General features: G+C 71.7%; 9 protein-coding genes. 1 reads left to right on the forward strand and 8 read right to left on the reverse strand.

Annotated elements, in window-relative coordinates; genetic code table 11:
* Nucleotides 1–106: 106 nt before the first annotated feature.
* The 5 genes from ACQ0O7_RS21675 to ftsY form a co-directional block, all read right to left on the reverse strand.
* Nucleotides 107–2,377: a [protein-PII] uridylyltransferase gene (locus ACQ0O7_RS21675; RefSeq protein WP_430783952.1), complete on the reverse strand. Its 2,271-nt coding sequence runs from the start codon at nt 2,375–2,377 to the stop codon at nt 107–109.
* A gap of 4 nt (nt 2,378–2,381) precedes the next feature.
* Nucleotides 2,382–2,720: a P-II family nitrogen regulator gene (locus ACQ0O7_RS21680; protein WP_430783953.1), complete on the reverse strand. Its 339-nt coding sequence runs from the start codon at nt 2,718–2,720 to the stop codon at nt 2,382–2,384.
* Between the two features lie 33 nt (nt 2,721–2,753).
* The gene (locus ACQ0O7_RS21685; RefSeq protein ID WP_430783954.1) at nt 2,754–4,127 is read right to left on the reverse strand and encodes an ammonium transporter; all 1,374 of its coding nucleotides are present in this window, start codon (nt 4,125–4,127) and stop codon (nt 2,754–2,756) included.
* A gap of 163 nt (nt 4,128–4,290) precedes the next feature.
* On the reverse strand, nt 4,291–5,088 hold the full coding sequence (locus tag ACQ0O7_RS21690; RefSeq protein ID WP_430783955.1) for an aminoglycoside phosphotransferase family protein: 798 nt from the start codon (nt 5,086–5,088) through the stop codon (nt 4,291–4,293).
* 36 nt (nt 5,089–5,124) lie between these two features.
* Complete coding sequence (ftsY, locus tag ACQ0O7_RS21695; RefSeq protein WP_430783956.1) at nt 5,125–6,294, reverse strand: signal recognition particle-docking protein FtsY; 1,170 nt, start codon at nt 6,292–6,294, stop codon at nt 5,125–5,127.
* Nucleotides 6,295–6,436: 142 nt separating this feature from the next.
* Between ftsY and ACQ0O7_RS21700 the strand changes: the two genes are divergently transcribed.
* Nucleotides 6,437–8,140: an alkaline phosphatase D family protein gene (locus tag ACQ0O7_RS21700; RefSeq protein WP_430783957.1), complete on the forward strand. Its 1,704-nt coding sequence runs from the start codon at nt 6,437–6,439 to the stop codon at nt 8,138–8,140.
* Here the strand turns inward: ACQ0O7_RS21700 and ACQ0O7_RS21705 are convergent.
* The 3 genes from ACQ0O7_RS21705 to ACQ0O7_RS21715 all read right to left on the reverse strand — a co-directional run bounded on the left by ACQ0O7_RS21705 (nt 8,101) and on the right by ACQ0O7_RS21715 (nt 12,682).
* Nucleotides 8,101–8,721 (reverse strand): HAD-IA family hydrolase, encoded by a 621-nt coding sequence (locus ACQ0O7_RS21705; protein ID WP_430783958.1) that lies wholly within the window; start codon nt 8,719–8,721, stop codon nt 8,101–8,103. The genes ACQ0O7_RS21700 and ACQ0O7_RS21705 overlap by 40 nt on opposite strands.
* A 9-nt stretch (nt 8,722–8,730) precedes the next feature.
* Entirely contained in the window at nt 8,731–12,315 is a 3,585-nt protein-coding gene (gene smc, locus ACQ0O7_RS21710) for a chromosome segregation protein SMC (RefSeq protein WP_430783959.1), read from the reverse strand.
* Nucleotides 12,316–12,487: 172 nt separating this feature from the next.
* Nucleotides 12,488–12,682, reverse strand: a complete 195-nt coding sequence (locus tag ACQ0O7_RS21715; RefSeq protein WP_430783960.1) for a hypothetical protein — start codon at nt 12,680–12,682, stop codon at nt 12,488–12,490.
* Between the last annotated feature and the right edge of the window lie 296 nt (nt 12,683–12,978).

Genomic DNA, 12,978 nt, shown 5'->3' on the forward strand with positions numbered 1-12,978 from the left:
CCGTACCGCGGCAATTGTCCTTTCGGATCAACGCCGGGACGACGGTACGGTGACGTTCCCCGCGGCCGGGACCGGGCCGCCGGACCGTCTGATCGCGCGGCCGCCGTCAGACGGCGGCCAGCACCGCCGCCCGCACCCGGTCCCGGTCGTCCGCCGAGGACCAGGCGCCGACCAGGTAGAACGCGTCCACCACGTCACCGCCGAGAGTGGAGATGCGGGCCGCGCGGATCTCCGCACCGGCCTCGTCGAGCGCATGGGTGACCCGGTAGAGCAGGCCGGGCGAGTCGGCGGCACGCAGTTCGAGGACCACCGCGTCGGTGGCGATGTCCCGCTGCCAGACCACCCGGGGCGAGGCCGTCCCGCCGCGCGCGCTCATCGCACGGGCCCGGACCCGCTGGGTCACCGAGACGTCCCCGGCGGCGACCCGGCGCAGGTCGGCGGTGAGCGAGACCGGGTCGTACGGGGATCCGTAGCGCGGCTGGGTGTAGAACTCGACGATCGCCCGCCCGTCCACGGTGGCCGTGTCGGCGGCCACCACGTCCAGCCGGTGCATGGCCAGGCAGGCCGCCACCCCGGCGAGCAGCCCACGCCGGTCGGCCGCGGCCACCGCCACCCGGTCGCCGTCCAGGTGCACCACCGGCAGGGCGCCGTCGAGCAGTTCCGGGTCGGGTTCCGGCGGGCCGGGCAGGACGCCGGTGTCGAGCAGCGTGTGCACCCGGTCGACCAGTTCGGCCATCAGCCGGCCCTTCCAGTCCGACCAGGCGGCCGGGCCGGTGGCGTGCGAGTCGGCGCGGGCCAGGGCGTGCAGCAGGTGCAGGGTCTGGGTGTCGCCGACCGCCTCGGCGACGGCCGAGATGGTCTTCGGGTCGCTCAGGTCGCGCCGGGTGGCGACGTCCGGCAGCAGCAGGTGCAGCCGGACCATCTTCGCCACGGTGGCGACATCGGCGGGTGGCAGGCCGATCCGGGCGGCGATGCTCGCGGCGATCGGCGCGCCGACCACGCTGTGGTCACCGGGCAGGCCCTTGCCGACGTCGTGCAGGAAGGCGCCGATCAGCAGCAGGTCGGGGCGGTCCACCTCGCGGGTGTGCGCGGTGGCCTCGTAGGCGGCCTGCACCAGGTGCCGGTCCAGGGTGTAGCGGTGGATCGGGTGGTGCTGTGGCAGGCCCCGCATCCGGGCCCATTCGGGCAGCCAGGCGTCGATCAGCCCGTACCGGTCGCAGGTCTCCCAGGCGGGCAGCAGGCCCGGTCCGGAGCCGAGCAGCGAGACCAGGGCGGCCCGGGCGGCGGGCGGCCACGGGGTGGGCAGCGGCGGGCAGAACGAGGCCAGCCACTCGCTGGTGGCCCGGGCGATCGGCAGCCGGACGATGGCGGCCGCGGCGGCCACCCGCAGCGACAGGCTGGGGTCCGGGACCGGGCCGATGGCGGTCCGGGCCAGGACCAGCTCGCCGTCGTGTTCGACGACGTCGCGGGCGACCGGCCGGCGGGTGGAGGGAGCGGCCGGGCCGGTGCGGCGGCGGCCACCGCGCAGCCGGTCCACGGCGCGCCAGGCGTCGTCCACCGCGTGCGCGATGGTCCGGGCGTCACCGGAGACCCGGCGCAGCAGGGTGTCGGGTTCCTCGATGTCGAGCAGGTCGGCGACCGCCTTGCGCTCCTGGGCGACCAGCCGGTCGACTCTCCGGCCGACCGCCAGGTGCAGGGCGTCGCGGGTGTCGAGCAGCCGCAGGGTGGCGGCGCGGACCGCGGGGCGCATGGTGTCGGCGACGCCGGCCCGGCCGATGCCGCGCAGCAGGGTGATGTCGCGCAGGCCGCCGCAGGCCTCCTTCAGGTCGCCCTCGAGCAGGAAGGCGAGTTCGCCGTGGCTGGTCCAGCGGCTGGTGGTGAGCTCCCGGAGCTGGGGCATCAACCGGACCGCGGTGCGCCGCCACTGGTCGGAGGTGGCGGCGATCAACTCGGCGGAGAGGGCGGCGTCGCCGGCGACGTGCCGGGCGTCGAGCAGGCCGAGGGAGACCTTCACGTCGTCGTGGGCGACGGACAGGGCTTCCGGGAGGGTACGCACCGAGTGGTCCAGCCCGAGGCGGGCGTCCCAGATCGGGTACCAGAGGGAGGAGGCGATCCGGTCGATCCCGGCGGTGCCGTTGTGCAGCAGCACCAGGTCGAGATCGCTGTACGGGGCGCAGTCGCGCCGGCCGAGCCCGCCCACCGCGATCAGGCTGACCCCGGGCAGGTGGGACGGGAAGAGGCTCTGGAGCCAGACGTCGAGCGCCGCCGACCGCTCGTCGCGGGCGGCGGCACCGATGTGACGCTTGAGCTCGTCGAGTGAGCCGCCCGCGGCCGGACGTGCGGGCGGGGCCGGCGGCTCACTCAACGGGTTCGTCATGGGATCAGAGGGCGTCGAGGCCGCGCTCGCCGGTGCGGACCCGGACGACCTCGTCCACGGTGGTCACCCAGACCTTCCCGTCACCGATCTTGCCGGTCCGGGAGGCGGTGACGACGGCGTCGACGATCTTCTCGACGTCGATCTCGTCGGTCAGCACCTCGACCTTGATCTTGGGCAGGAACTCCACGGTGTACTCGGCGCCCCGGTACACCTCGGTGTGGCCCTTCTGCCGTCCGTAACCCTGTACCTCGCTCACGGTGAGACCGGCGACGCCCAGGGCGTGCAGAGCCTCCTTCACCGCGTCGAGCTGGTAGGGCTTGATGACTGCGGTCACCAGCTTCATGCTCAGTCCTTCCATCGGTGCAGCCATCAGAACTTAACCGGAGATCTTCTCGGAGACCGGGGCGTCGTCCTCGGTCTCGGTCTTGCCGGCGGGCTTGATGCCCGCCATCGCGAACGCGCCGCCACCGCTGCCGCCGGCCGGGGTGAAGTCGTAGGCGCTCTCGGCGTGCTCGGCCAGGTCGATCCCGTCGACCTCGGCGTCCTTGTCGAGGCGGAAGCCGATGGTCTTGTTGATCACGAAGCCCAGGACGAAGGCGACGGCGAACGAGTAGACCGTCACGATCAGGGCGCTGAGCGCCTGGACACCGAGCTGGGTGACACCGCCACCGTAGAACAGGCCCTGGTTCTCGACCAGCGCGTTCACGTCGCTGGTGCCGAACAGGCCGATCCAGAGGCAGCCGATCCAGCCGCCGACGAAGTGCACGCCGACCACGTCGAGCGAGTCGTCGAAGCCGAGCTTGTACTTCAGGGAGATGGCCAGGGCGCAGACCGCGCCGGCCACCAGGCCGAGCAGGGCGGCGGCCCAGGGGGCGACGAAGGCACAGGCCGGGGTGATGGCGACCAGACCGGCGATCGCACCGGAGGAGGCGCCGACCAGGGTGGGCTTGCCGTCGCGGATCTTCTCGACGATCAGCCAGCCGAGGATCGCGGCGGCGGTGGCGAGCTGGGTGTTCAGGAAGGCGAGACCGGTGACGGCGTCGGCGGTCAGCTCGGAGCCGGCGTTGAAGCCGAACCAGCCGAACCACAGCAGGCCGGTGCCGAGCGCGACGAACGGCACGTTGTGCGGCTTCATCGCCTCACGCGGCCAGCCGACCCGCTTGCCCAGGACGATGACCAGGGCCAGCGCGGCCGCACCGGCGTTGATGTGCACCGCGGTACCGCCGGCGAAGTCCAGCGCGCCGAGGCCGGCGCCGATGAAGCCACCGCCCCAGACCCAGTGGGCGACCGGGAAGTAGACCAGGGTGGCCCAGGCGCCGGCGAAGACCAGCCAGCCGCCGAACTTGGCGCGGTCGCTGATCGCGCCGCTGATCAGGGCCACGGTGATGATGGCGAACATCATCTGGAACGCCATGAAGACGTAGAGCGGGATGCCGGTGCCGCTCGGGTTCTCGGCCGAGGCGCCCCACAGGTCGCCCTCACCCAGGAAGGTCTTGGTGCCCAGGTAGTCGCCGACGTTGCCGATCACGCTGCCGACGTCGGACCCGAAGGCGAGAGAGAATCCGTAGAAGAACCACAGAATGGAGATGAGCCCCATCGCGCTGAAGCTCATCATGATCATGTTCAGAACACCCTTGGACCGGTTCAGGCCGCCGTAGAACAGCGCCAGGCCAGGGGTCATGAGCAACACGATCGCGCTGGAGATGAGCAGCCAGGCGGTGTTGCCGGTATCAATAGTCGGTTCAGGCACGCCGGCCTCCTAAAGTCGGAACCCCTTCTCGCGGCGCAGCGTGGCTACATCGCCCCTGGCCGGATGCGCGGAAGCTTTCCGGTCCGCTGTTTCGCGCACCGGCCTGGGGCGATTACCGGTGAGTGACGGGGTGTTTCCGGCGTGTGAAGAAACCCTCACAGGCTCAACGGAGGGCGTACTCCAGGGTGTGCCGCTCGTAGTCCAGCAGCCTCAGGTCCCGCATCGGACGGCGCAGGTGGCCCTTGTGCACGATGCGGACGAACGCCGGATCACCGGCCGCGGCCATCCGGCGGATGCCCTCGACGTGGTCGACGATCCGTTTCCGGATGGTCCGGACCAGACGGTGCCGGTCCCGGGGGATCAGCCCGTACGCGTCGGCGAACAGCCGCAGCCGGCGCGGCCGGTTGGGCCGCTTCCAGCCCAGCGTGTACGAATCCCGGTCGCTGAACAGCGGCACCCAGGTCCACGCCGCGTACGCCACGTCATAGAGCCGTGAGCCCGGCGACGCCAGGTCGAAATCGATCAGCGCCAGGGTGCCGTCCGGCCGCCAGACCACGTTGTGCGGCGCCGCGTCGTGGTGGCAGATCACCTCGGTGTCCGGCGGGGGCGGGCCGAACGAACGCCACACCGAGCCGGGCGGGGGGACGAACCCATACTGCGCGTCGTGGAACATCCGCAGCATGGTCGCCACCGTGACCAGCGCCTCCTCGGTCACCCAGTGGGGTGCCAGCGGGTACTCCCCGCACTCGCCGTCGAGGTAGGAGAGGACCTCACGGTTCTTCTCGTCCATCCCGAGGGCGTGCGGCGAGCCGGTGAAACCGACCCGCTCCAGGTGGAGCAGCAGGGCGTGCACGGCGGGTGTCCACGGCCCCGCGTTGCGCCGGACCGTGTCACCGATCCGGGAGACCGTACTGACGTTGCCGCCGTGCAGCGGAATCTCGCGCACCGGCTCTTGCGTCACTCACGGCCTCCCGAATCTCACACGACTCCTGTGAGACTACGCGTCCGAACCAATGAGGGCCTCGACGAAGGCCCTCGGCTCGAACGGGGCGAGATCGTCCGGGCCCTCGCCGAGGCCGACGAGCTTGACCGGAATGCCCAGCTTGCGCTGTACGGCGATGACGATGCCGCCCTTGGCGGTGCCGTCCAGCTTGGTCAGGACCACACCCGTGACGTCCACCACTTCAGTGAAGACCCGGGCCTGCTCCAGCCCGTTCTGCCCGGTGGTGGCGTCCAGCACCAGCAGGGTCTCGTCGACCGGCCCGTGCTTCTCCACCACCCGCTTGACCTTGCCCAGCTCGTCCATCAGGCCGACCTTGTTCTGCAACCGGCCGGCGGTGTCGATCAGCACCGTGTCGATGCCGGTCTCGATCCCCCGCTTCACCGCGTCGAACGCCACGCTGGCCGGGTCGCCACCCTCCGGGCCGCGCACGGTCTCGGCGCCGACCCGCTCACCCCAGGTCTGGATCTGGTCGGCGGCCGCGGCCCGGAACGTGTCGGCCGCGCCGAACAGCACGCTGTTGCCGTCGGCGATCAGCACCCGGCCGATCTTGCCGCAGGTGGTGGTCTTGCCCGCGCCGTTCACCCCGACCACCAGGACCACCGCCGGGCGGCCCTCGTGCGGTGCGGTCCTCAGGCCGCGGTCCATCTCCGGTTCGAGAGCGGCGACCAGCTCCTCGACCAGCTGCTCGCGCACCTCGGCGACGGTCCGGCTGCCGAGCACCCGGACCCGCTCCCGGAGCCGCTCGACGATCACCTGGGTGGCCTCGATCCCGACGTCCGCGGTGATCAGGCTCTCCTCGATCTCCTCCCAGTCCTCCTCCTCCAGGTGGTCCCGGGAGAGGACGCTGAGCAGGCCACGGCCCAGTGCGGACTGCGAGCGGGCCAGCCGGGCGCGCAGCCGGACCATCCGTCCGGCGGTCGGCTCCGGCTTGTCGAGGACCGGCTCCACGACGACCGGCGCCGGTTCCTCGACGACCACCGGAGGCGGCGCCGGGACGTCGGACGGCTTCTCGACGAGAGGCGGAATCTCCTGATCGACCGGCGGCACGGTGGGCACCGGAGGCGGCGGCGGAAGATCGCGACGCCGCATCTTCGGCACCACCAGTCCGACCGCGCCCACGATCAGGACGACGAGCAGGATCACTGCGGCGACCACGTATTCCATGCCCGAATCCTGACAGATGAGCCGTCCGGACGTGGCGGAGGTAGCGCACTGGCGATTCCGGACCGGATTGACGGAGGATGGGACGCCCCTTGTAACCCGGTGTGGAGGAACCCCCCATGCGTCACACCATCGGTATCGTCCGGTGACCGCTCAACTGCTCATCGGCCCGGTGCTGCGGCGCGTCGACGGCGCCCGCGCCACCCTGTGGCTGGAGACCAGCGAGCCCGCGTCGGTGCGGGTCGAGGTCGACGAGGCCGGCGCCGGGTCCGCACGGACCTTCTCGGCGTACGGCCACCACTACTCGATCGTCACGGTCGAGGGACTGGCCCCCGAGTCGGCGAACGCGTACCGCCTCTATCTGGACGACCGTCAGGTCTGGCCGGAGGAGCACACCGACCACCCGCCCTCGGTGATCAGCACCCGGGCGGCCGACGACAGCGGTCAGCCGGTGTCGCTGGTCTTCGGCTCGTGCCGGGAGGCCACCCCGGAGTCGAGCCGGCGCAATCTGCCGCCGGACGCCCTGGACGCCTACTCCCGACGGCTGATGGCCGACCCGGCGGCGCGTCCCGATCTGCTGGTGCTGCTCGGTGACCAGGTCTACGCGGACGAGACGTCGAAGAAGGTGCGCCGGTTCATCCGCCGCCGCCGGGCCGCCGGGCACGAGGGCCCGGCGGATCAGGTGGTCACCTTCGAGGAGTACACGAAGCTCTACCTGGAGTCGTGGCGGGACCCGGAGGTGCGCTGGCTGTTCGCCACCGTGCCGAGCGTGATGATCTTCGACGACCACGAGCTGATCGACGACTGGAACACCTCGTCGTCCTGGCGTGCCGACATGGCCCGGGAGCCGTGGTGGCGGGAGCGGATCTCGGCCGGCCTGGCGTCGTACTGGATCTATCAGCACCTGGGCAACCTGAGCCCGGACGAGCTGGCCGCCGACCCGCTGCTGGCGAAGGTGACGTCGGTCGAGGACGCCACCGATCTGCTGCACGAGTTCGGGCTCCAGGTGGACGAGCCGGAGTCGGCGGAGAACACCGATGTGCCGTACCAGTGGAGTTTCGCCCTGGATCTGGGCCGCACCCGCCTGGTGGTGCTGGACAACCGCTGCAACCGGGTGCTGACTCCCGGCGCCCGGTCGATGCTGCCGGCCGCCGAGTGGAACTGGTTCGTCGACCAGGCCCACGGCGACTACGACCACCTGGTGGTGGGCTCGTCACTGCCGTGGCTGATGCCACCGGCCATCCACTACCTGGAGGCGTGGAACGAGCAGGTCGCCGAGTCGGCGCGCCCGCGGTACGCCGCGTTCGGTGAGAAGGTGCGCCGGGCCTTCGACCTGGAGCACTGGGCGGCGTTCGGCAAGTCGTTCGCCGCGCTGGGTGAGCTGTTCCGCCGGCTCGGTGAGGGTGACCTGGCCGAGGGGAAGCGGATCGGGGCCGGTGGCGCCTATGCCGCGCCCGCCTCGATCAGCGTGCTCTCCGGTGACGTGCATCACTCGTACGTGGCGCGGGCCGACTTCGGGCACGCCATGACCACCCCGGTCTTCCAGCTGACCTGTTCGCCGATCCACAACGAGGTGCCGCTGCCGATGCGGCCGCTGATGCGGATCGCCTGGTCGCGGGCGGTGGCGTCGGTGGCCCGAGGGCTGTCCAAGACCGCCTCGGTGCCGCGCCCGGCGCTGCGCTGGAAGCGGCTGGCCGGGCCGTACTTCGGCAACGCCGTCGGCACGCTGCGGCTGGACGGCCGGCGGGCCACCGCCCGGATCGAGGGCACCACGAAGGACGGTGGCCTGCACGACGTCGCGTCGGTCGACTACGCCCCGGAGGGCAGGTCGAGCACCTTGCGCAGGTAAGGCAGGTGTTCGGGGCCGGCCCAGCGGTACGCGGAGAGGCCGGCCGACCGGGCGCCCCGGACCACCCGGTCGTCGTCGTCGACGAACAGCACGTGTTTGGGCAGGGCGCCGATCGCCTCGCAGGCCCTGGCGAAGTAGTCCGGGGCCGGCTTGTGGATCTTCAGGTCCCAGGAGTTGATCACCAGGTCGACCTCGCCGGTGAGCCCGAGCAGGTCCAGGTCGGCCGGGAGCAGATCGGTCGCGTTGGTGGCGAGACCGACCTTCCGGCCGCCGGCCCGCACCTCGCGGACGAAGGCCAGCACCTCCGGGTCGGGCTCGCCGCGGTACTCCTGCCACTCGGCGACCGCCGCGGCGGCCTCCTCCTCGCCCAGCGGCAGCCGCTGGGCGACCAGGTGCATCCACTCCGCGTGGGTGATCTCGCCGGCCATCGCGGGCTGGTAGAGATCCCACGACATCGAGGTCTCCAGCAGCGCGGCCGGGGTGAGGCCGTACTTCACCTCGACGGCGATCATCGGGGCCGGGTCCCAGCGGCGCAGCACGCCGTCCAGGTCGATCAACAGGGCCTGGGCGCGGTCGCGCATCTGGTTCCTCTACTCGTCGTCCGGGTCGCGGACCAGGCGCTGGCTGATCACCTGGGTGACGCCGGCGCGCATGGTGACGCCGTACAGGGCGTCCGCGACCTCCATCGTCCGTTTCTGGTGCGTGATGATGAGCAGCTGGCTCTTCTCACGAAGCTGTCGGAAGAGGGTAATCAACCGGCCCAGGTTGACGTCGTCGAGGGCCGCCTCCACCTCGTCCATGATGTAGAACGGCGACGGCCGGGCCCGGAAGATGGCACACAGCATGGCCACCGCGGTCAGCGAGCGCTCACCACCGGAGAGCAGCGACAGCCGCTTGATCTTCTTGCCCGGCGGCCGGGCCTCCACCTCGACGCCGGTGGTGAGCATGTCCTCCGGATCGGTCAGGATCAGCCGGCCCTCGCCACCCGGGAACAGCACCTGGAAGACCGTCTGGAACTCGCGGGCGGTGTCCTCGAACGCCGACGTGAAGACCTCCAGGATCCGCTCGTCCACGTCCTTGACCACGGTGAGCAGGTCCCGGCGGGTGGCCTTGAGGTCCTCCAGCTGGTCGGAGAGGAACTTGTAGCGCTCCTCCAGGGCGGCGAACTCCTCCAGTGCCAGCGGGTTGACCTTGCCCAGCAGGGTCAGGTCGCGCTCCGCCTTGTTGGCCCGCTTCTCCTGGGTGGGGCGGTGGAACGGGATCGGCTCGGGGACCGGTTTGCCGTCCTTCTCGGCCGACGCCACCTCGGCCTGGGTCGGCGGCACCAGCTGGTCCGGCCCGTACTCGCTGATCAGGGTCTCCACGTCGAGGGAGAAGTCCTCGGCGGCCTTGGCCTCCAGCTGCTCGATGCGCATCCGCTGCTCGGCCCGGGCCATCTCGTCCCGGTGCACCTCGCTGGTCAGCCGCTCCAGCTCGGTGACCAGCCGTTTGGCGGTGGCCCGCACCTCCTGCAGCTCGGCCTCGCGGCTAGTCCGCTCGCTGGCGATCTGGTCCCGCCGCTCGGCCGCGCCGGCCAGCGACACCGCGACATGTTCCAGGGCGGCGGCCGCGCCGTGCGCGACCGCGCGGGCGATCTCGGCGCCCCGGGCCCGGGCGGCCCGCCGGGCGGCGGCCCGCTCCCGGGCCTGCCGCTCCTGGTTGGCCTGGCGCATCAGCGAGTCGGCCCGGCCGGCGATGGAGGAGACCCGTTCCTCGGCGGTACGGACCGCGAGCCGCACCTCCATCTCGTTCTGCCGGGACTGCGGCACCAGGGCGGCGAGCCGGTCCCGCTCCTCGGTGGACGGCTCCTCGTCGATCGGGGTGTCCTCGGCCAGCCGCAGCCGCTCCTCCAGCTCGGCCACCCGCATCAGGTCGGCCTCCCGGGCCGCCTCGGCCTTCTGCCGGGAGGCGCCCAGCCGCTCGCTCTCCGCCTTGGCGGACCGGGCCGCGGCACCCAGCTCGGCCAGCCGGCGGGCGGCGGCGTTGCGCTCACCCTCGGCGGCCCGCTTGGCCTGGGCGGCCACCGTGACCGCCTGCTTCAGCCCGGCCACCTCGTCCCGGGCGGCGCCCAGCTGCTCCTTGACCTCGGCGATGGTCTGCTCGGCGACGGCCCGCCTGGCCTTCGCCTCGTCGACCGCCGCCTGCACCTCGATGTAGCTGGTCGCCTTGGCCGAACCGCCGGCCGCCGCGTAGGCGCCGAGCACGTCCCCCTCCGGGGTGACCGCGCGCAGCTCGCCGTTCGCCGCCACCAGGGCGGCCGCCGCGGCCAGGTCGGGCACCAGCACCACGTCGCGCAGCGCCCGGTTGAGCGCCGGCCGGATCTGCTCCGGGCAGTCCACCACCTCGGGCGCCCAGACCGCGCCGGCCGGCAGCTCCGGGCGCAGATTGGCGAGCGGGCCCCGCATACCGGGCCGGGCGGAGCCGGCGACCATCAGGTCGGCCCGCCCGGCGTCGGCGATCTTGAGGCTGCGCATCGCCTCGATCGCCTCGTCCACGCCGGACAGCGCGACCGCGTCGGCCAGCCCGCCCAGCGCCGCGGCCAGCGCCACCTCGTGCCCCGGGCGGACGGTCAGCAGCGAGGCGAGACTGCCGAGCAGACCGGGCACCTGGCCGGCCTTCGCCAGCAGGGCGCCCGCGCCGTCCTTGCGCTTGAGGCCCATCGCGAGCGCCTCCTCGCGGGCCTTCCAGCTGGCGGCGTCCTTCTCGGCGGCCCGCTCGGTGTCGTTCAGCTCCCGGACCACCGCGGCGGCCCGGTCGTGCGCGGCGACCGCCTCGTCGTGCCGGGCGTCCAGGTCGGCGTTGTCCCGGTCGGCCTCGGTGGACTCGGCCGAGACCAGGTCCACCTCACCCTGGGCGGCCTCGGCACGCATCAGCGCGTCCTCGTGCGCGATCGCCAGGCGCTCGATCTCCTCGGCCGCGCTGGTGGTGCGGGCCCGGGCGGCGTTCACGTTGCCGGTCAGCTTGGCCAAGCCCTCCCGCCGGTCGGCGATCGCCTTGGCCGCGGCCCGCAGCTCACCCTCCGCCCCGGCCAGCTGGCGCTCCAGGTCCTGCCGGTGCTCGACCGCCTCGGCCAGGCGCATCTGGTCCTCGGTGAGCGCCTCGCGCAGCTCCTCCTCCTGCTCACGGACCCGCTCGGCCTCGGCCTCCAGCATCTCCGGGTCGCGGCCCGGCCGCTCGTCCTCGGGGGTGGCGGCCAGGTGCCGCAGCCGCTCGGTGGCCAGCTGCTCGGTGGACCGGAACCGCTCCTGCAGGGTGGACAGCTTGTACCAGGTGTCCTGGGCGGCCTGCAGCAGCGGCGCGTCCTCGGCGTGCGCGAACTCCAGGTCCGCGAGCATCCGCTGGACCTCGCGGTTCTCCTCCTCCACCTGGCCGCGCCGCTCGCGCATCGCCGACTCGTCGGCGATCTCCTTGTCCAGGGTGGTGCGCAGCGTGTGCAGGTCGTCGGCGAGCAGGCGGAGCCGGGCGTCGCGCAGGTCGGACTGGATGCCGGCGGCCCGGCGGGCCACCTCGGCCTGCCGGCCGAGCGGCTTGAGCTGACGGCGCAGCTCGGTGGTCAGGTCACCGAGACGATTCAGGTTGACCTGCATGGCGTCCAGCTTGCGGATCGCCTTCTCCTTGCGCTTGCGATGCTTGAGTACGCCCGCCGCCTCCTCGATGAACGAGCGGCGGTCCTCGGGCTTGGCGTGCAGCATCGCGTCCAGCCGGCCCTGCCCGACGATGATGTGCATCTCCCGGCCGATGCCGGAGTCGCTCAGGAGTTCCTGGATGTCGAGCAGGCGGCAGGAGTTGCCGTTGATCTCGTACTCGCTGGCGCCGTCCCGGAACATCCGCCGGGTGATCGAGACCTCGGTGTAGTCGATCGGCAGGGCGCCGTCGTTGTTGTCGATCGTCAGCGTCACCTCGGCCCGGCCCAGCGGGGCACGGCCGGCCGTGCCGGCGAAGATGACGTCCTCCATCTTGCCGCCGCGCAGTGCCTTGGCGCCCTGCTCGCCGAGAACCCAGGCGATGGCGTCGACGACGTTGGACTTGCCGGAGCCGTTCGGGCCCACCACGCAGGTGATGCCGGGCTCCAACCGCAACGTGGTGGCGGAGGCGAAGGACTTGAAACCCTTCACCGTCAGGCTCTTGAGGTGCACGGCACGCAGGCTACCCGCCCGGGCCACCCGGCAGCGGAATCCGCTGGTCAAAAAGCTGCGCGCCGCCACGTGAGGTGGAGGCGCGCGTTTTCTTCACTACTTCGTCTGTCGTGCGAGGGGATGTGAATGCCGACTGGTCACCCCGTAACACCCTCCGGCATCCGGCCGGGGCTCAGGTCAGAGCGGGCTCGGTGAGCCGGGCGAACTCGTCTGCCTCAGCGGCCGCCGCCGCGAGACGGTCGTTGTCCGCCTGAAGCCGGGTGACCTCGAACTCCAGAGCCTGGACCCGGGAGCGCAGTCGGGTGACCTCGTCGAGGAGGCGCCGGTCGGGCGCCGCACCTACGTGGCCAAAGAGGGCCTTCGCCATCGTGACTCCTTGTGACGCGTTGCGTCTCGTATTTTGTGAAGCGTTGCCGGAAAAGCCGGCCAACGTGGCGCCCAGTGCACTGATTCAGTACGCATGGAGACATAAGCGCGGACTGGCACACCAAACACTCAAGGGCACGCATGAGCGCAGAAACCCGCTGGTCAAACTGCGGGGCTCTGAATGGTGCAGAAGCTCAAACCCCGAGGAAACCGAGACAGAGCTCGATTAACCAAGGTATGAGTTACCCCAGGCAACTTGAGTTACCCAAGGCAAAGTGGGCGCGACTGGCGACATCT

Source organism: Actinoplanes sp. G11-F43 (genome assembly GCF_050589265.1).
Classification (GTDB): Bacteria; Actinomycetota; Actinomycetes; order Mycobacteriales; family Micromonosporaceae; genus Actinoplanes.

What these genes read in the sequence shown, in the direction of transcription:
- ACQ0O7_RS21675 (WP_430783952.1), bottom strand. Translation starts at nt 2,377, where the DNA reads ATGACGAACCCGTTGAGTGAGCCGCCGGCCCCGCCCGCACGTCCGGCC.
- ACQ0O7_RS21680 (WP_430783953.1), bottom strand. Translation starts at nt 2,720, where the DNA reads ATGAAGCTGGTGACCGCAGTCATCAAGCCCTACCAGCTCGACGCGGTG.
- ftsY (WP_430783956.1), bottom strand. Translation starts at nt 6,294, where the DNA reads ATGGAATACGTGGTCGCCGCAGTGATCCTGCTCGTCGTCCTGATCGTG.
- ACQ0O7_RS21705 (WP_430783958.1), bottom strand. Translation starts at nt 8,721, where the DNA reads ATGCGCGACCGCGCCCAGGCCCTGTTGATCGACCTGGACGGCGTGCTG.
- ACQ0O7_RS21715 (WP_430783960.1), bottom strand. Translation starts at nt 12,682, where the DNA reads ATGGCGAAGGCCCTCTTTGGCCACGTAGGTGCGGCGCCCGACCGGCGC.